The sequence below is a fragment of the Mobilisporobacter senegalensis genome (assembly GCF_003752155.1).
Classification (GTDB): Bacteria; Bacillota; Clostridia; order Lachnospirales; family Lachnospiraceae; genus Mobilisporobacter; species Mobilisporobacter senegalensis.
On sequence record NZ_RJVG01000012.1, the window covers coordinates 106,450 to 125,563 of the forward strand.

The following is a 19,114-nucleotide window of genomic DNA, read 5'->3' on the forward strand; positions in this document are numbered from 1 at the left end:
ATCATATTATGATGATAAGGACCAACTTGTTATTAATTGTTCCAGACCATTTTCTGATGTCAGTAATTCAAGATGATCAAATATCTTTTCCTCATCCCAGTTCCACCATTGAAGATTTTGCAGAAACTGAACTTTTTCTTTATCAAACCGTTTTTTTATGAATTGAGCCGGGTTACCGCCATAAATTGTATAAGGCTCAACATTCTTTACTACAGTTGAATTAGCAGCAATAATCGCCCCATCTCCAATCTTAACTCCCGGCATGATTGTTACATTTTGTCCTATCCAGACATCATTACCAATCACTGTATCACCCTTGAATGGCAACTGTTCTATTGTCGGGGTCACCTTTTCCCAGCCCCCGCCAAAGATATTGAAAGGATACGTTGTAATTCCATCCATCCTGTGGTTTGCACCATTCATTATAAATGTAATACCTTCTGCTATCCCACAAAATTTTCCTATTATTAATTTATCGCCCAGAAATTCATAATGATGATGAATGTGGCTATAAAAGTTCTCAGGTGATTCTTTATTATCACTATAGTAAGTATACTCACCTATTTCAACATTTGGCTTTTTAGGCAAATTGCGGATATAACATAAAGTTTTTATCTCTTCCCTGGGATAGAGTCTGTTCTTATCTGGTCCCTTCATTGTCAATCAATCCTTTCCAGAGCCGTCAGTTAAAATGTAATATTGACTGACGGCTCTTTAACTTCATTTACTTAAGATAAACTATCTTTGATCACATTTAATTTCTTGTCTTTGATCTCATAGACCACATCAGCAACATTGTCAAGAAGTCGTTTGTCATGAGTGATGAACACAATCGTCCCGGCATACCCTTTCATCAATGTTTCCAAAGCTTCTAAACTGGAGAGGTCGAGGAAGTTACTCGGTTCATCCATGAATAAAATATTATATTTGCCCAGTAGCATTTTAGCCAGTAACAATTTGATAATCTCACCACCACTTAGAACAGATAATTTTTTGCAGATATCCCTTTGTTCAAAGCCCATAGAGGCCAGTACAGAACGAATTTCTGATACATTATAATCACAGTCCTCTATCATAAATTCCATAATTTCCTGGTTGAAATTATATTTGTATCCACTTTGGGCAAAATAGCCGATTTTAGCCTTGGGAGAAATGGTAATACCGGCTTCCCTGTTTAATATCATTTGGATCAAGGTTGTCTTACCTGCTCCATTCCCTCCGGTCAACGCTACCTTTGCTCCAAGAGGAATATGAAAGGAGGCATTTTCTAACAATATTTTATCACCAAATCTTTTACAGATTTCTGCCCCACTGATTGGATATGGATTATGAAGTTCCAATACCTTGCTCTGTCTGAAACGGATGGTCGAAATACTTTCAGGTGCTTTTATGTCACCCAGAGCAGTAATCTTATGTTCTATAGATTTAGCTGCACCATACAATTTCTTTTGCTTACTTCCTATTGTTTTCTGATGTGCCAGTCGTCCCCCCCTTTCCGTACTGTTTTTCCTGGCAGCACTTTTTGCTTTCTGATCTATTTTACTTGCTTGCTTTCTTTTTTCCGCGGCTGCCTGTTCTAGTCGATCACGTTCTGATACAAAACGGTCATATTTCACAGCCTGCATTTTGCGTTCCTCCTCTTTCTGGTACATATAGTCAGAATAATTTCCCCAGTATTCATTGATCTTACCATCTTTTAGTTCCCATATTTTATCTACTACTTTATCCAGAAAATAACGGTCATGGCTGATAATTAACAATGCACCTGAAAAATATTTTAACTGTCCGATTAGAAAATCAATTCCTTCCCGGTCTAAGTGACTGGTAGGTTCATCTGCAAAAATACCATGTACCTGATCCGAAAGAGCCTGTGCTATCTTAACCCTGGTTTCTTCCCCGCCACTCATATTCTTTAACTCCTGCTTAGTAATACCCAATTTACCCATAAGTGCAAAATCTGATACCTCTTTCGACTCAATTTCATCTAACTGAGGGATATAGGTAAATCGCCCAAAACGAGTTATACTGCATTCAGGCAGAATTAAGTTTCCCAAAAGGACTTTTAGTAAAGTACTTTTTCCTGCACCATTTGCTCCAACGAGTCCAATACGATCATAATCGTATAGTTCCAATTCATCAATATTTAAAACATCCCGTCCTGTATATTCTACACCAATATTTTTTGCTTTTATTAATAATTCCATTTTTATTTCCTCCTGTCAGAAATCGCACGTTTTCATTCCCATATTCGCAGAAAAATTCCTGCGATTTAAACAGAAAGGATTATATGAATATATAATACATAAATGCTCCTCCTTGATATCGCTTTACCTTATCTCTCTTTATAATAAACAGACTTGGTCTGAAGTCTCTTGACTAAAACCCCAATTTTTATTGCATAAAAAGGGTTGCAAATGAACCTGACTTCATCTGCAACCCTTAAATCTATATATTAATAGTTGAACATTAAAACCACACCCGGTAGTTGTTTAATGTCCATAATAGGATACAATTAAAAGTATATGAATGTTCATTACAAGATTTCAAAATAAGGTATCAAAAATAAACCTAATTCATAGGCTAATCCTTATTTTTATTTAGTTAATCATTAAACTAAATGGCGAATTCTCATCTTAACTATGAACATTCCTAACCCTCTTTTCTTTATATTTGACTTCAGTGTAACACATATTAAGGTGATTAACAATACAGATCTAATTCCCCACCAGATTTTTACTCCAACAGAGAATTAAAAGCTATAATTTACCGTGGAACATTTCTTTATCAAATTCTGGATTGAAGTAATAAAAGTTCTTGCTGTCCAACTTATCCTTTGTCTTCTCCAAGGCTTCTCCAAATCTCTGAAAGTGTACGACTTCTCTGGATCGAAGGAATTTTAGTGGTTCTTGAACTTCAGGATCTGGAATCATTCGAAGCAGGTTGTCGTATACTGTCCTTGCCTTTTGTTCCGCTGCCAGATCTTCTGTTAAGTCAGTGATTGCATCTCCTTTAGACTGGAATTCGATCGCTGTAAATGGCAGGGATGATGCAGCCTGAGGCCAAAGAGCAGTGGTATGATCGATATAATATGCATCAAACCCGGCTTCTTTTGCCTGTTCAATAGTCAAATTCTTTGTTAGCTGATATACCATGGCACAGATTATTTCCATATGCGCCAATTCCTCCGTGCCAATATCCGTAAGAAGACCGCCTACTTCTTTGACAGGCATAGTATAACGTTGTGACAAATACCGCATGGATGCAGACAATTCTCCATCCGGACCTCCATACTGGCTGATAATAAGTTGCGCTGTCTTCGGACAGGTCTTTGTTATCTTCACCGGATACTGGAGCCGTTTTTCATAAATCCACATTTACACACACGCTCCTTCCCAAGGCATCGGTCCTTCCTGCCAGCAGAAACTGATTTCGCTATCACTTATGCAGAAAGGAATGCAAGGTCTTGTCAATGGATAAAATTCCTGTGCAAATTGCTTTTTAAGTTGATCACATTCTTTTATCTTTTCACGATACAACTGAATTGCCTGTATATCTTTTTCATGGGTGTCTAAATAAAGTGTCAGATCATCCAGAAAGAAGCTGATTTGAGTGATCTTTGTCATCAGCTGTTCCCTGTCAGACTGTTCCTTCGTCTTGCCTGCATTTCCCTCACTGGAAGCAATGGGATTTATACTAGTCAACACAGATTCTGCTGCAAAAAATGGTTTGTTTAAATCATGGAAAATGGTACCTATATTCATTGCTTCTTCTTCGCTATACAATTCGCCCCATTCCTGAACTGGTACATTTACAATTGCTAAATAATTTCCAGACATAGTAAGCTCCTTTCCTGTAAATATTATTTATATAATCAAATATATTTTTAATATATTAAGATTACATTTTTAGTATCTGCAAAAAAAGAATTTCTACATTGGAAATCACTTCATTTTTATCTTATGTTAAAAAGCCTGGTTCAATAATAATCTCTGCAGCCTTTCTATATTGCTCCGCCTTCCCAGATCACAGATTTCAATAAAAGCACAGTACTTATCTGCAAGAACAACAACATAGGATTCTTTATACCTTGGAAATCTTAAAGTGAGGGGCCACATATGTTTGCTAATAATATCTTTCTCTATGTCATTCATATTAAAATAGAGTTTTGCATTATCCAGGGCAATCTGAGGATGGGTAAGGCCATGCCATCCCTTTCTGTTTTCTCTTTCTTTATCATGCCAGTCATAGAGAAAAAAATCATGCAATAATCCACCTCTGGCAGCAGCCCGCCAATCCAATCCCAACTTTCTGCTAAGCAAGTAGCTGTAATAAGATACATGTATGCAATGTTCCAGACAATCAACTTTTTTATGCTGCACATAATTTCTCATGGAAAGTACCTTTTTATTTTCTACGAGCTCACGAATGCATTCCAGATACTCTTCATCCATCTGTGAGTCAGATTTAAGTCCTAATTTTTCAATCACCCAATTCATCATTCTTTGATCCTCCAAAATCCTCAATATTACACATAAAGCTGAAACTCTTCCATTTCATCCGAGAATCCCATATAAGCATAATTTGGCCATCAAATTGACCACTCATATGATTCTTAGGCAACATTATAATATACATATGCGTAAAAAACAATATATGACATCTAAAGCTGGCAGCTCCCAATTTTCATAATTAGCCGCAATATGGAAAGTCTGCTTGATATAATAAAATTTTTATGCTATTTTACTTATAGAAAACTTACTTTCCATAAGTTTAATGATGAGGTAATTTTTTGACCGGAAGAAATCTTTATCTATGAGGAGGAAGAAGAATGAAAAGAAAGGCAACTGTAATAAATCACTCCAAGAATCGTAAGGAGGCGAAGAAATTTTGAGCTATATAAGGAAAAAATTGAGCAGTAACAGTCTACAAGAACGGATTCTTTTTTCTTTGATGTTTTTTCTGATTTTATTTTTTGGAACTACAGTGATTAGTTATTTCATACTTCCCGAGGGATTTCTAAAAAATAAAAATCCCTTGCAGAGCTGGAACACTTCTAACAATACTCTTATTCTCATATTTCAGATATTTTTTTATAATATGCTTTCTGTTTTGGTTATCGTTTTAGGAAGTCTTTTTGGTCAAAAAAAGGAATCAGAAACAAACTATCTTTCTGTAGGGTATCTTGCCTTCTTTATGCTGATTTTTCAGAACGGAATTGTGTTAGGAACATGGTCATTTTCCATGGCAGGTCCAGCAGTTCCTCTTCTTGACAGGATTATCCGCACCTTTGATATTGCCCATAAAGCAGGTCTTTGGGAGATGATGGGACAATTACTCATTACCTGTTCCATTGCACACATTGCTGTAATACTGACGAACGGTAAAAAAACTGTAACACGTAAAGTCAGGGATATTCGTCTGACAAAAGGAGAAAAGATGGTATTAATGACAGGGATCGTTTTCATGCTGGCAGGAGCAATAATTGAGGGTATTGCCATTAATACCATCCTTTCTTAAATTATCACGAATAATTCTGACTTAATTTATTATAAATAAAGCTGATCAAAAAGCAGAGACCTCCTCCTGCTATCAATGCAAGAACTCTGGTAATTGAATTTTCCTGATTCAGATCCACTAATATGAACTTTGCCACCATTATGATAGTTAACACTAACCCATACTGCCTAATGCTCTTATTTCTCAGCTTGAATCCTGCAGATATGCTTCCGATTGCCACTATCAGTCCGACTATGCTATATGCTACTGATACTATGCCTAAATCTGAAAATGACCAGAGTATTGTCCAGGTTAACATTAAATATTTCATGACAATCCATATCCCTGTGAATGGCTTTTTTCTGCCCCCACCAGAAAGAATCATTCCGCTTTGTATCAGGGCAATTGCAATTGTGGCCAATGTAAATATCAGTTGCAGAACTACCCCGTCCCCGGATCCTATTCTCTGCAGTCCATAAAAATATAATACCGTCGAGAATAAATAAAGTAACCTCTCCATTTCTTTATCCTCTTCCAACGTATTGTTTATACCAAAGAATTTAAACTGTTCACTCTTCCAATTTTTGAAATAACCGATTTTTAATAAAGCAATGATAGCACTGACAGCAACAAAATAGCCGGCAGCATCGTCCGCATATCTACTTATGTATGGTACATTCATATAGTTTATGATATTGGAAGGTATTCCAAAGCCATTAAGAATGATTACTATGATACCCATCGTTTTTAAGGCGTTGATCTGGGCATATTTTTTTAAACTGCTGCTTTTCCATAATACATATACCAGCACTCCCAACTGAATTATTCCATAAACGGAGCATATTAAATTATCTGAATCACCACTGATCAGGAAAAGGGAATCCGCTAAAATGATCAGCCCTATTAAGAAGGATTGGTTTTCCCCCTTAAAGACTTTCTCGCTCACAATCAGTAATAATCCTATCAGAATGATACCTGTCGGTACTTTATATAATTCTATATTGATTGCCAGAGAAGTGATGACCAATATGACTGTATAGTATCTCGTCAACCACTTTTCTATTCCTTTATAAAATACATTATTTAATATGAACTGTATCAGATTAGCCATAAAAAATAGCAGGTAGCAAGTGACCCCTTTCATATTCAGATAATTGCCACTTAAGTTACTTATATATAAAACTGTCAATATGGTTGTGATTACACTGCCCACAAGATAGACGGGAATGATATCTGTATTATTAATCGTCTTATAAAATAGATTTAAGAGCATATATATGATAATAATTACGGCGGTCTGCAAGGTATAGCTGTTCAATAGTTGTTCTGATCCAAATGCTCCGTCCATACAGCATCGGATTAATATGGTTGCATAGCTTACTATTGATAGAATTATACTGGTCATGAATTCCCTTTTATTGCTTTTAAATGTTTTGTATAGCATTACTGCGGAAATACTCGATGTAAATATTATCATTACCAATAATTCCATATCTCCCTGCATAAGTACCAGTCCTAACATCAATGCAATGTAACTACCTATATATGCTATTATCGTTGTAAAGAACAGATTAGTATACCGGGAAGACAGTATGAAGAACACTGCCCATATACCAGCCAGAAGTATGGACATATTATTACCGATCAGATGAAATGCCATATTAGCCGATAATATGGCAATGAACGACAGACCGGCTCCTGTTCCAAGAATAATCGATGTTATCGGGTTCTTCTTTGTCCTTATGAGCCAAAAACCCAGAGCAGTCAGTGCGATGCCGGCCAATGCTATTATCGACAATTTTAGTTCCGGTGTCATTCGGTTCCATACTAATCCGATAAAAGAAATTGCACCTACAAAAATAAGCATTGCTGCCAATGCACCTATAAGATATTTTCCAACCAATGCTTCCTTATCCTTACTGGTTCGTTTCTTCTCTTCTTTCTGTTGATTTTTCATTAATTCAACAGATTTCTTCCTGATTGCTTCATTTTGTGTTAATATATTTTTTTCTGTTTGCAGTTTTACTGTTTCTAATTTTTCAATTTCTGATTTTTTTATGATATCTTCTAAATGAGCTACCCTTTGTTCCAGTTCAGTTATCCTATCCTCTGATGATTTCATTTTATCCCCCATTTTCTCCATTTGTCCTAAGTATACAATTAACCATATTTTAACATCACCCGTTTCTAATTACAACATTTATCTGATGACTACCAGCTGTAACACTTCCACTTCTAAAGTGAGAGAAATGGTCCTCTTTAAAAACAGAGACGGGCACCAGATTTTTCATCAGGTACCTGTCTCTATTTAATTTATTTTTATTACAATAAAAATCTTAGGAAATATAACGAAAACCTCTGTAAATTGCGTCATCTGATTGCTCTGGCAGCTCTTTCTCATCTTTCTCGGATAAATCAGAAGCAATTGGAGAGAAATGATTTTTGGTTTCTATCAGCCCCTGAGGAAACGAAAAGATATTTTTAGGATCATATTTTAGTTTTATTTTAATCAGTGAGTCTGCGTGCTCTCCATAGTATTCCATTCGATAATCAGGGAGTCTTCCATAAGGGAAGTTGATATAAGACCCTGTAGTTGCCGATTCAAGATATGGAAATTGATCATCGATCCACTCCCTGTTTTCCCTGGCATATCGATTCTCTTCCCAAATCGTCTCCAGCCATAGAATATACTTTGCCCTCCGATAATAAAATGCCGTATCATTAGTGCCTGTCTCTGCCACTCTTCCACCCAGGGCATACAAGGATAGTCCTGTAAAAACAGAGCCCTGAGGACGCTCTTTGATCAATCCGGTGAGCTCTGATATCTCACTAGAGGAAAGATTTCTTACTGCAAAACGACTGACCGCCTGAAACTTTTCAAAAGGAGGATATACACCTCCAATAATTGTTACTGCCTCCAGAAAAGTCAGATATTCAAAATTATATACTGCTTCTTTAAGCTCCAGAAAATCTGCCAGCATTTCCTTTGCCTCATCTGGCTCACCATAGAAGATTCCTCTGACCAGCATAGCCAGTTCATCATGAACTGAATTATAGATCCGTGAAATCAATGTCATCCTTTCATCGGCTGTATTAAGCCATTCCTGCCAGGTTTGAAGGAATTTTTCCTGTTCTTCTGAACTGACCTTTCGATAATCAATTTCAATCAGAGTAACTTTATTTACTGGTCTGGGAAGCCGAAAACACATAGATACAACTACTCCATAATTTCCTCCTCCTGCACCACGACATGCCCAAAAAAGATCAGGGTTTATAAAGCAATTTGCTTTCAGCACTGTTCCTTCGTAATCTACTATTTCAATCTCCTCCAGATTATCACAACCAAGTCCAAGATAACGGCAGGACAGCCCCCAGCCTCCTCCGAGTACGTATCCGCTTACACCAACCGTAGGACAGGTCCCTCCTGGAAAAGGATAACCCTTTGAGGTTACGAACTCGTATACCTGTTTATTATTTACTCCGGCCTCAACATATAACCGGTTATTACAATCATCAATACACATACTGTTTAATGCGCTTGTATCAATAACCAGGGTACAATCTCCATTAGAGTAGCCTTCATAATTATGTCCTCCATTTCGTATCCGAATTGGCACCCTGTGCTTTCGTGACCAGATTACTGCATTTGATACGTCCCGTTTATTCTTACAGTATACTATGATTAGGGGATATTGCTGCACTGCCCTGTTAAATCCCTGTCTTGCCTCATTATATATGGGTTCGAACGGTGTAACAATGTCTCCGGTTAATCCACACAAAAAGTCATCCATAATTCACATCTCCCGTCTTAAAATATCTCAAAGTTCGAGCTGATATTATTATATGACTGGGATTGGCTTTTGCTGTCAGGTATTTAGTGGCTTTCGTTTCAACCTCTTTGGCTGCTTCCTGTCCTATAGCTGGCTTCTTACGGCTTCTGCTGCCTTTACCAAATTCTTAAGACTGGCTTTGGTCTCTGGGATTCCTCTTGTTTTCAAACCACAATCCGGATTCACCCACAATTTATTTTTATCAATCTTTTCAAGCATCTTCTCCAGTGTCTGGGTGATTTCATCTACTGTTGGGATTCTTGGGGAATGGATATCATATACTCCGGGGCCGACCTCTGTTTCGAAATTGCTTTTTTTCAGAGCATTAATAATATCCAGTCTGGAGCGTGATGCTTCAAAAGAAATAACATCCGCATCCATGTTATCAATATCTGTCACAATCTCTTCAAATTCACTGTAGCACATATGTGTATGAATTTGTGTTTCCGGTTTTACCCTGCTGTGACAAAGGCGGAATGCAGGAATTGCCCAGTCCAGATATTCTCTATACCAGTCATTCTTTCTGATTGGCAGTTTTTCTTTAAGAGCAGCTTCATCAATCTGGATAATCCTAATCCCTGCTTTTTCCAGGTCACACACTTCATCACGAATGGCAATTCCGATCTGATATACCATCTCCTGAAGGCTTATATCTTCTCTTGGGAATGACCAGTTTAGTATGGTAACAGGACCAGTGAGCATTCCTTTTACCGGCCTTTTTGTAAGCCCCTGTGCATATACAGAGTAATGAACTGTAATCGGTCTGATACGTTTTATATCACCAAAGATGATTGGCGGTTTCACACATCTTGTACCATAGGATTGAACCCACGCCTTCTCCGTGAATATAAAACCTGCAAGATTTTCACCAAAGAATTCAACCATGTCATTCCGTTCATACTCTCCATGTACCAATACATCCAGTCCTAATTCTTCCTGTTTTCTGATACATTCCTCTATAAAAGCAAATACCTTTCTATCATATGTTTCCTTGTCTATTTTACCTTTTCGATAGCTGCTCCGATTCTTTTTCACTTTCTGGGTTTGAGGAAAAGAACCAATCGTGGTAGTCGGAAGCAAAGGCAGTGCAAACTCTTTCTTCTGAAGTTCCTCCCGTTCCTTTCTATTCATTTCTCTTCTGAAATCACCTTCTGAAAGGGCCATGACATTAGCCTGAACTTCTTTATCCTTATATGATCTCTCCGATTCAAAGATCTGCCTGTTATTATCATACTCTGCAAAAGCTTCAAAATCACCGCTTTCTGTCATTATAGAAAGCTCCTGAAGCTCTCTGAGTTTTTCCTTTGCAAATGCAAAATATGTCTTCACATCAGCCTCCAGTTTTGTCTCATTTTCAAGAGTATATGGTACATGGAGCAAAGAACAGGAAGTGGAAATCACCACATGTTCTGCCTGTTTTCTAATCTCCAAAAGCAGATCCAGCGTCTTTTTATAATCACATTTCCAGATATTCTTGCCATTAATAACTCCGGCAAACAGAATTTTATTATCTGGGAATCCGTTTTCTTTCAATAGACTGGCTGTCTTCTTCCCCTCCAGAAAATCCAGTCCGATTCCGTCAAACTCCAGGGACAGAATCTGCCTGTAACAGTCTCTCACATCTCCGAAATATGTCTGAATCAAAACTTTAACATTATTTTTACTTCTTAAGATTGCCTCATACAACGTCACAAACAGTTTAATATCTTCTTCGGACAGATCCATTACCAATGCAGGCTCATCTATCTGAACCCACTTTGTACCAAGCTCATTCAACTTATAAAGGATATCTTCATATGCCTTGACCACCTGTTCCACAAAATCAGCAGCAGTTCTGCTCCCATTATATTTTGCAAGTTTTAAAAATGTAAAAGCTCCAATAATAACCGGTTTTGTTTCAATACCCAATGCCTTTGCCTCTTCATATTCATCAAATGGTTTGCTGCCGAAAAGCTTAAGCTGTATACCATCATTCAATTCCGGTACCATGTAATGATAATTGGTATTGAACCATTTTTTCATTGTAAACGCCTTTACATCCCCCTTTTCCCCCTGATATCCTCTTGCCATGGCAAAATAAGTATCCTGTTCATCAAGTCCTAACTTCCTATATTCTTCCGGAACGGCATTCAGTAAAACAGCCATATCCAGCATCCCGTCATAAAAAGAAAAATCATTGGACGGTATATAATGGATTCCATTACTTTTTTGCAGCTGCCAATGCTCTTTTCTTAAGCTTTCTGCTGTTTCATCCAGTTCTTCTTTTGTTATCTCTCCACGAAAATACTTCTCTGATGCAAATTTTAATTCTCTTAACTTCCCGACTCTTGGAAAACCGATTACTGCACTTTTCATTGTTATCCTCCATACGTATTTATTTTAAATTTCTTTTTTCATATAGTATAAGTTACTTTTTTCCCACTGAAAAATACAAAAAAATATATGTTTGATATAGTTTTAAACTATATCAAACATATATTTACGGCTTAATATTATACCAATCTGTGAAACAGTACAATAACGTATTTCTACTGAATAGATTTAAATACATGCTTTTTTAATGCTTCCATATATGCCTTCCCATACCTGCTAAGGGACATATTCCTCTGCATGATTGTCCCCACCCTCATATGCTCATCTACCATAAGGGGCCTGGCTATGATATTCTCCCCATTCAACTCCTTGCTGATGACTCCTGTACTAACGGTATAACCATTTAACCCAACTGCAAGATTAAATAATGTAGCCCTGTCTCTTACTTTAATATTTTTATTACGATCGAGAGTACTAAGTATTTCCTCTGAAAAATAAAAAGAATTATAATCCCCCTGTTCAAAGGAAAGATATGGATATTCCTCCAGTTCCTCCAGGGTAATCCCATCTCGATCAGACAATGGATGCTTTGAACTAATGAACACATGCGGTTTCGCCACAAAGAGTTCTTCAAATTCCAGGCCATTTTGCTTAATAAGTTTCATAATCACTTCTTCATTTTTAGATGAAGTATACAAAATTCCTATTTCACTTTTCAATCTGCTTACATCCTCAATAATCTCATAGGTCTGAGTCTCCCTGAGGGTAAAATCATATTGATTTCCACCAAACTCACGAATAACATCTACAAATGCATTTACTGCAAAAGAATAATGTTGTGTAGAGACAGAAAATCTGGGACTTTGTTTCTTTATATTCAAAAATTTTTCTTCTAACAGGTCCGCCTGTTCAAGCACCTGTCTGGCATAAGCAAGAAATTCGTCTCCTTCATTTGATACCACGATACCCTTATTTGTCCTATGAAATATAGTGATCTGCATTTCGTTTTCCAGATCTTTAATGGCATTGGTAAGACTTGGCTGGGAAATAAACAATTCTTTTGCAGCATCACTGATTGTTCCCTTATCTGCAACTGTCACCACATATTTTAGCTGTTGTAATGTCATTACTATTATCTCCTTTTATTTGCCATTCTTTCCTCAACTTGCTTCCCTTGTTACCACCAATCATCATTATTATTATCGTCTCCACTACAAAGCTATATGCTCTTTTTATTCATATCCCTGATATAAAAAGCAACCTGATAAGGAAATAATTCATCCATATCACTCAGGTCACAGCCCAGAATCCGCTTAATATTCTGAATACGGTAATTCACTGTATTTCTATGGGTAAAAGTCTCTTCAGCAACCCGCATAAGACTGCGATCATTCTTTATATAGCTTTTCAGGGTGCTGACATAACTGGAACCATGTGCTTCATCATATTCTTCTAAAGGTCCTAATATTTCATTGGCATAGCTGGTAAGAAGATTCGTATCATCAATGGAAAAAAGTATTTTAAAGAAACCCATTTCATCGAAATGTATCATTTCTTTTCCTGTTCCTATTGACATCTTCATTGCCGTTCTTGCTCTTTTATAGCTGAAAGAAAGATTTTCAATATGGTTTATGCCTGGTCCAATACCTAAATGGAAGCACTTCTCCTTTGCAAAATGAGAAAAGCTCTGCATGATCAGCCTCGGTAGCTCCATATGTTGTTTATCCTTTCTGTTATTAAGAATAAGCACCAGAAAATCTTCCATTCGGATAAGTCCATAGGATGCATTGATTTTATCATTTCCCTTCCATAAACCAAATAAATTTTCAAGCTTTATTATAGCCTGGTTGTAATCCAGTTCATCTCCTATTGTCTTCTTTACGCTAATACAAAAAACCTGAAAGTTTCCTTCAATGTCATATTTCTCTCCTAATACCTGCCTGATATCCTCTTGTGCATAGCGTCCCTGAATAACTTCCCGAAAGGCATTCCCTATTTTTTTTTCAAATTGCTTCTGATCAATAATTCTCATACAGTAAGCCTGAATCAGTTCAGTGATAGACATTTCCCACGGCATTTCAAGCAGAGGGAAATTATGTATCTCGCACCAGTCAAGTACTTCTTGTGGAATACCCTGCAAATACATCCCGGTATTAATAATAATACCTGCACATTCATCTTTCGCCATTTCCTGAACTAACTTCAGCAGCCATCCAGGCTGGTCTGCTTTCATGCCTGTTGTTATAGCCAGTTCCTCTCCGTGGAATCTGGATACAATTGTTTCATCCTCTAACATATGCACCCAGCTTACTACTGTATCCATGCCTGCTTTCCCCGCAGCTATCTTAAGCCGAAACTGTTCCTTTGTCTCTTCATACAGTTCCCAAAAACGTACCGCCATTCTAACTGATCTCCTCTCTTAATATTTTATCATAAATCCAATACCTATTCACATAAACACGAACATTAGTTTTGTATTTCAAGTACAAATTTTGCCTCTATATTCAGACTAGCAGATCATATACAAAAAGTCAATTTTTACATATAATTAAATCGTAGAAAAGGATATTACATTGATTATTGATAGAATGAAGGAGGTAAGCTTTATGTATATTGGCAGCACAAGTTTATACTTAGATTTCATAAAATATAATACTAAAGTTCCGGCAAGCTGGATTACTTCTGAAAAATATGAAAATTGTGAAGATTTTTATCATTCTTTGGTGGCAAAAAATAAACGAAAACTCTTTTTCAGAAAAAAATAGAAATGTACATTGGATTACTAAACAAATATTTAAATAAGCCTGTCGCTATGACAGGCTTAAATTATTTCAGGATTTATCCTGAGTTAAACATCTGATACCTTCTCAATTTTAATAAATCATTATTGCCCCGCCCTTTTCTTTGTACCCGGTCGCCCAAAGTTCATGGAATGAAAGCCAATGAAAATTTCCATATGTAGCGATTTTTACATAAAAGTCATTCTCAAATTTCTCATAGCCCACAATTAAAAACCAATGCCATGTAAAGTACCTGAAATTAGGACTCTTATGTTTTAAAAGTAGAAATGGTACTGCCCTGTTATTATCAATTTGCCTTTGTATCTCGGATGCAGCTTCTTTAGACTGCATTTCACCAGGATATTCTTTTAGTTTTAGATTCCTTTCACCAACATCCTTAAAATATTCCTGTAACCCCTCTATAAACATCCCTAATGTTTTGATTCCTCCAAACCGGGGCCTTAAATAAGGTTTCATGGTCATACAGAACTTAATATACTCTTCCTTATTCAGCTCATCATAAGGATATAAATGGCTTTTATTATCATTTAAAGCCATATTTATACAGGCATCACATGCCGTGGCAGCTGCACATCCACCCAGTTTCATCATCGGATCCCGAAACCAGGTCTGATTCCCGCCAAATGAATTTTCTATATTGAAATAAGGTAATTCTTTCCTCATCTTTTCTCCTTATCATTCTTTGACTACATATGTTATTCCAACATTATAGATGATTTCCGGATAAAATCAATAGTAAATTCATTCATAAAATTCACTATTTTTCTGGTCTTTATTCTTTTATTGGATAATTGCTTTCCCTGAAATATATTATTATTGTAAACACTAAAAGCAGTATATCTATAGTAAATGTAATCATATTCCCATGAAACGGAAGAATGCCTATATTGGCTATGACTCCTAAAATAAAGATAAGTATCATTCCCCCTAACATTCCTGTTAAACTCATCATACTTTGCTTTATAAGCTGTGTCTCTTCCTGCCAATCATAATACGCCATTCTGTTTCCAATAAAAATACCGGCTACTGCAGTAAACAGAGAAAAAGCAAAGGGGGTCAATATCATCAGTAACATCCCAATAAAACTTACTTTTAAGGAAATGCTCATCAATATGGCACATACTGCAGATGTTGGAATCGTAAAAGTCAGATTGGTCAACAAATAACTGTCATATAATACTTTTGGTGAGATGGGCAATGATTTGACCAGCCAGATATTTTTTCCCTCCAGTGCAAGGGAAATTGAGGCTGTATTAGTCATACATACCATAACAGCGATAACATAGCCTGCTGCATTTTTTACAATAGAGATATCATCCGGCATACCCAGGCTTTGCATCACGCTCTCCGGTCCTGCAATCAGTACTGCAACAGACAGAAGTACCGCAAGTACACAACCAATCAGCATATTAGTGGCACATACCGTAGATTTTAAAATACGTAAAATTGTTTTCTTATAAAGTGAAGAAAGTATACTGCCATGATGCAATGTTTTGATTTTATAATCGTCTCTGCTCCTATGGGAGGTTAAAGCAGTGTTGATCTGCCTATATCCCATGGATAGAATTAGAACAAAAAGTATATACAAACTGATGGAAATTCCAGCAAACATAAGGAAAGAACTAATTCTTTCCTCCACTACTGCATCTGAAAAAAGCTTTACCGGTGGATACACCTGATTCAAACTGTCCGAAATGACAGGGGCCATGTCTAAAAAAGCTTCCTCTTTGATATGTCCGGTTTCAGGATCAATTATTTTATTAAGCCCCATGTCTGATGTTGTGGCTGTCATGGAAAGCGCTAAAAGCCCTATAACAGATGTAATACAAAGAATCGTAGAGACTGGACCTGCATATCTGGATTTTGATGAAAATGCCGTAATTCCTGCTCCGAAAACAGATGCAATGATAGTAGGGAGCAGGCAGGTCAAAAAGATACCTCCAATCCACATGATGTAAGAACCTGGGGAAGGTTTGGAAAACCAGGCATAAACAGCTCCCATTGGAAGCATTACAAGCATTGTAAAAAACAGATTCCAAATATACATGTTTAAAAAACGGCTGTGAATAACAGTCCTTACAGATACTGGAAAGGACATGACCATGTCAAAATCCTTAAATCCAAAAAATTCTCCATTTGTTTTAAACATGGTAAAAACAAGAGTAATCAGGCTGCTCATGACCATGGAAATACCAGGAATCAGTTCCGTCAATCCAAGATGTGCATAACCATAGGCCATGATACCACAATAACTGACCATTACAATAAAGCAAAAGGCAATAGCCGCTGTTGTTGCAATCTTTCCATTCCTTTTGTGAGTATCTTTTTCATAGAGAAAAATATTAATTCCAAGCTGGGCCATCAGACGATTTTTCACAAGAAGCCAACATAAATTCTTCTGTTCTCTTTTTGCTTTTTTCATATATTACACACTTCCTTCTTTGTTTCTCTACTTTTCCTGTTTCAATACTTCCATGAAAATTTCCTCCAAAGAGCCGCCCTCTTTTTCCTTCAGCATTTCCTCCATGGTTCCTGCAAAAGCAATTTTTCCATGATGAATCATTGCTACTTTGTTACAAAGTTTTTCTGCAACATCCAACATATGAGTAGAAAAGAAAATGGCACTGCCGCAGGCACAGAGTTCATACATAATTTTCTTCAATACAACAGCTGCTTTTGGATCCAGTCCTACAAAAGGCTCATCTAAAACAAGCAATTTAGGATCGTGTATGACGGCAGATATAATGGCAAGTTTCTGCTTCATACCATGGGAATATGAGGAAACTAAGTCTCCAAGATTTCCGGTGATTTCAAAAGCATCTGCATATTTCTTGATTTTCTCTTCCCGAGCAGCTGCCGAAATCCCAAAAATATCGGCAATAAAATTCAAATACTGGATACCTGTTAAATGCTCATATAAATCTGGATTATCTGGTATATAAGCAATAACTTTCTTACAAATTACCGGCTCTTTTTTGATAGAATGCCCATCCACCAGAATTTCTCCTTCTTCATAATCAAGAACTCCAACTACAGCTTTAATTGTTGTACTCTTTCCGGCTCCATTATGGCCAATAAATCCAAAGATATCTCCTGCCTTTACCTGAAGACTGATATTATCTACAGCTTTTTTGCCTCCCTTGTATGTCTTGCTGAAATTATTGATTATTAACATTTCACACATCCTTCTCTTAGTTTAAACTACATTATCCACAAACTTCTCTCTGTAAGCGTTTCTTTAACTCTTTATACTCTTCTTCTTCAAATAAACTGGAAAGTGCAGGATTTTCATACATCTTAAAAATGTCTGCAATGACCAGTTTCTTATTTCTAACCGGTTCTGCACCCAGGTCCAATTCATCGAACCACTCATCAAGTTTTGTGAAAAATTCGTCTCCATGCAGTCTGACCCCTTGATTTATCATATAAATACTGCAATCCGTGAACTTTTTAAGTTCTCCTAATGCCTCCGGTATCTTTTGCTGCAGGCAGTAAAAGATAGTTGCCTGATAAAAGACCAAAAGTGATATATTGGGATGGAGCCGGTCTGTTTCAAATATCTCAACTACCTTTTCCAACCTTTTTAAGATGAGTTCTGCAAGTTCCGGATCTGATAAATGCATTGACAGGTAATTGACACCGCTCCCAAGAATTCCAAGCAGATTTGTCAATATACTGATTTGTGCTGTTTTTTCAGCCTTTTTGGTTTCTCCGGTCATCTGATAAGCCTGGATCAGCAGTCCATCACTTTGTCTTGTCAGCCTCTTAGGATCAAGTATTTCCTCCAGACTTTCAATCGCCTCCTGTGTCTCTTTCATCTGAATCTGAACCATCGCTTTTAACACAACTGCGTCACTGCTAAGACCTGTGCTCTCACTTTCTGTGATGATCCTGTCACATAGTCTCATAATAGATTTAAGTATTTCTTTTTGTCTGCTCTCACTGCCAGCCATATTAAAATGATTCATCCATAAAATCACTATCTGCATTAATAATGGATAACAGGAATAATACTCCTTTACCAGTTCATTTGTCTTTGTCATAACCTCTTCAAAAGGAAGATTAGCGAAATCGGAAGCCAGTTCATGATAGCATTCCTTTATTTTCTCTTTTGTCATCTGTGCTTTGAAACCAAGCAGCTGGTCTACGCTGACATTAAAATAGGATGCCAGCCTTGGTAACAGCGTAATATCCGGATAATTCTGCCTATTTTCCCATTTTGATACCGATGCTTTCGAGATACCAAGAAATTCTGCAAGCTCATCCTGTGTCACCTTATATTGATGTCTCAGTTCTATAATATTTTCTGCTAATTGAAGTCGATTCAAAAAGTTCATCCTCCTTCTATAAACTCGTAAGCTGTAATGACCCTTGTATATAATTTGATCTTTGCTTGACTCTGATATTAATATAATTCAAATATTCTATAATAACAATAGAGTTTTGGTTAACTTTTCTCTACAAAATCAACCAAAAGGAAACTATTTGTGATCGTAATGTGAAATTTTTAATTCCGTTTTTTCAAACCACAAAATAATAAAAATGGAATTTACTCTTGCACATAGTTTTTGCTATTATTTTCCTAAAATGATTTTTTAAATTCTTTTTTTTATGTTTTAGTTGCGTTTAGTCCTGCACAAAAATATAGTATTAGTGTGATCTCTGCCCTTCTTT

At 36.7% G+C, this 19,114-nt stretch carries 16 protein-coding genes; 2 read left to right on the forward strand and 14 right to left on the reverse strand.

Features of this window, described 5'->3' with window-relative positions:
- Positions 1 to 6: 6 nt before the first annotated feature.
- The 5 genes from EDD66_RS15995 to EDD66_RS16015 all read right to left on the reverse strand — a co-directional run bounded on the left by EDD66_RS15995 (position 7) and on the right by EDD66_RS16015 (position 4,499).
- On the reverse strand, positions 7 to 657 hold the full coding sequence (locus tag EDD66_RS15995) for a Vat family streptogramin A O-acetyltransferase (protein WP_123610588.1): 651 nt from the start codon (positions 655 to 657) through the stop codon (positions 7 to 9).
- Between the two features lie 71 nt (positions 658 to 728).
- Positions 729 to 2,204: an Msr family ABC-F type ribosomal protection protein gene (locus EDD66_RS16000; protein WP_123610589.1), complete on the reverse strand. Its 1,476-nt coding sequence runs from the start codon at positions 2,202 to 2,204 to the stop codon at positions 729 to 731.
- A 552-nt stretch (positions 2,205 to 2,756) separates the two neighbouring features.
- Positions 2,757 to 3,374 (reverse strand): manganese catalase family protein, encoded by a 618-nt coding sequence (locus EDD66_RS16005; RefSeq protein WP_123610590.1) that lies wholly within the window; start codon positions 3,372 to 3,374, stop codon positions 2,757 to 2,759.
- The gene (locus tag EDD66_RS18605) at positions 3,375 to 3,836 is read right to left on the reverse strand and encodes a spore coat protein CotJB (protein ID WP_123610591.1); all 462 of its coding nucleotides are present in this window, start codon (positions 3,834 to 3,836) and stop codon (positions 3,375 to 3,377) included.
- Between the two features lie 126 nt (positions 3,837 to 3,962).
- Positions 3,963 to 4,499 (reverse strand): HD domain-containing protein, encoded by a 537-nt coding sequence (locus tag EDD66_RS16015; RefSeq protein WP_123610592.1) that lies wholly within the window; start codon positions 4,497 to 4,499, stop codon positions 3,963 to 3,965.
- 388 nt (positions 4,500 to 4,887) lie between these two features.
- Here EDD66_RS16015 and EDD66_RS16020 point away from each other — a divergent pair, with 388 nt between their 5' ends.
- Complete coding sequence (locus tag EDD66_RS16020; protein WP_123610593.1) at positions 4,888 to 5,517, forward strand: hypothetical protein; 630 nt, start codon at positions 4,888 to 4,890, stop codon at positions 5,515 to 5,517.
- Between the two features lie 4 nt (positions 5,518 to 5,521).
- Here the strand turns inward: EDD66_RS16020 and EDD66_RS16025 are convergent, their stop codons facing one another.
- The 5 genes from EDD66_RS16025 to EDD66_RS16045 form a co-directional block, all read right to left on the reverse strand.
- Positions 5,522 to 7,618 carry a DUF2339 domain-containing protein gene (locus EDD66_RS16025; RefSeq protein WP_170164396.1) on the reverse strand — a complete coding sequence of 699 codons (2,097 nt, stop codon included), beginning with the start codon at positions 7,616 to 7,618 and terminating at the stop codon, positions 5,522 to 5,524.
- A gap of 214 nt (positions 7,619 to 7,832) precedes the next feature.
- A complete protein-coding gene (locus EDD66_RS16030; RefSeq protein ID WP_123610595.1) occupies positions 7,833 to 9,287 on the reverse strand; it encodes an FAD-binding oxidoreductase in 1,455 nt (484 codons plus the stop codon).
- 123 nt (positions 9,288 to 9,410) lie between these two features.
- Positions 9,411 to 11,681 carry a 5-methyltetrahydropteroyltriglutamate--homocysteine S-methyltransferase gene (metE, locus tag EDD66_RS16035; protein ID WP_123610596.1) on the reverse strand — a complete coding sequence of 757 codons (2,271 nt, stop codon included), beginning with the start codon at positions 11,679 to 11,681 and terminating at the stop codon, positions 9,411 to 9,413.
- Between the two features lie 173 nt (positions 11,682 to 11,854).
- Positions 11,855 to 12,766 (reverse strand): LysR family transcriptional regulator, encoded by a 912-nt coding sequence (locus EDD66_RS16040; protein WP_123610597.1) that lies wholly within the window; start codon positions 12,764 to 12,766, stop codon positions 11,855 to 11,857.
- 92 nt (positions 12,767 to 12,858) lie between these two features.
- On the reverse strand, positions 12,859 to 14,040 hold the full coding sequence (locus tag EDD66_RS16045; RefSeq protein ID WP_123610598.1) for a PucR family transcriptional regulator: 1,182 nt from the start codon (positions 14,038 to 14,040) through the stop codon (positions 12,859 to 12,861).
- A gap of 205 nt (positions 14,041 to 14,245) precedes the next feature.
- Here EDD66_RS16045 and EDD66_RS18550 point away from each other — a divergent pair, with 205 nt between their 5' ends.
- Complete coding sequence (locus EDD66_RS18550; protein ID WP_170164397.1) at positions 14,246 to 14,404, forward strand: hypothetical protein; 159 nt, start codon at positions 14,246 to 14,248, stop codon at positions 14,402 to 14,404.
- 108 nt (positions 14,405 to 14,512) lie between these two features.
- Here the strand turns inward: EDD66_RS18550 and EDD66_RS16050 are convergent, their stop codons facing one another.
- The 4 genes from EDD66_RS16050 to EDD66_RS16065 form a co-directional block, all read right to left on the reverse strand.
- Positions 14,513 to 15,103, reverse strand: a complete 591-nt coding sequence (locus EDD66_RS16050) for a hypothetical protein (RefSeq protein ID WP_123610599.1) — start codon at positions 15,101 to 15,103, stop codon at positions 14,513 to 14,515.
- A 109-nt stretch (positions 15,104 to 15,212) separates the two neighbouring features.
- Positions 15,213 to 16,862: a hypothetical protein gene (locus EDD66_RS16055; RefSeq protein ID WP_123610600.1), complete on the reverse strand. Its 1,650-nt coding sequence runs from the start codon at positions 16,860 to 16,862 to the stop codon at positions 15,213 to 15,215.
- Positions 16,863 to 16,889: 27 nt separating this feature from the next.
- Complete coding sequence (locus tag EDD66_RS16060; protein WP_123610601.1) at positions 16,890 to 17,615, reverse strand: ABC transporter ATP-binding protein; 726 nt, start codon at positions 17,613 to 17,615, stop codon at positions 16,890 to 16,892.
- Positions 17,616 to 17,646: 31 nt separating this feature from the next.
- Positions 17,647 to 18,768 (reverse strand): helix-turn-helix domain-containing protein, encoded by a 1,122-nt coding sequence (locus EDD66_RS16065; protein WP_170164398.1) that lies wholly within the window; start codon positions 18,766 to 18,768, stop codon positions 17,647 to 17,649.
- Positions 18,769 to 19,114 lie beyond the last annotated feature (346 nt).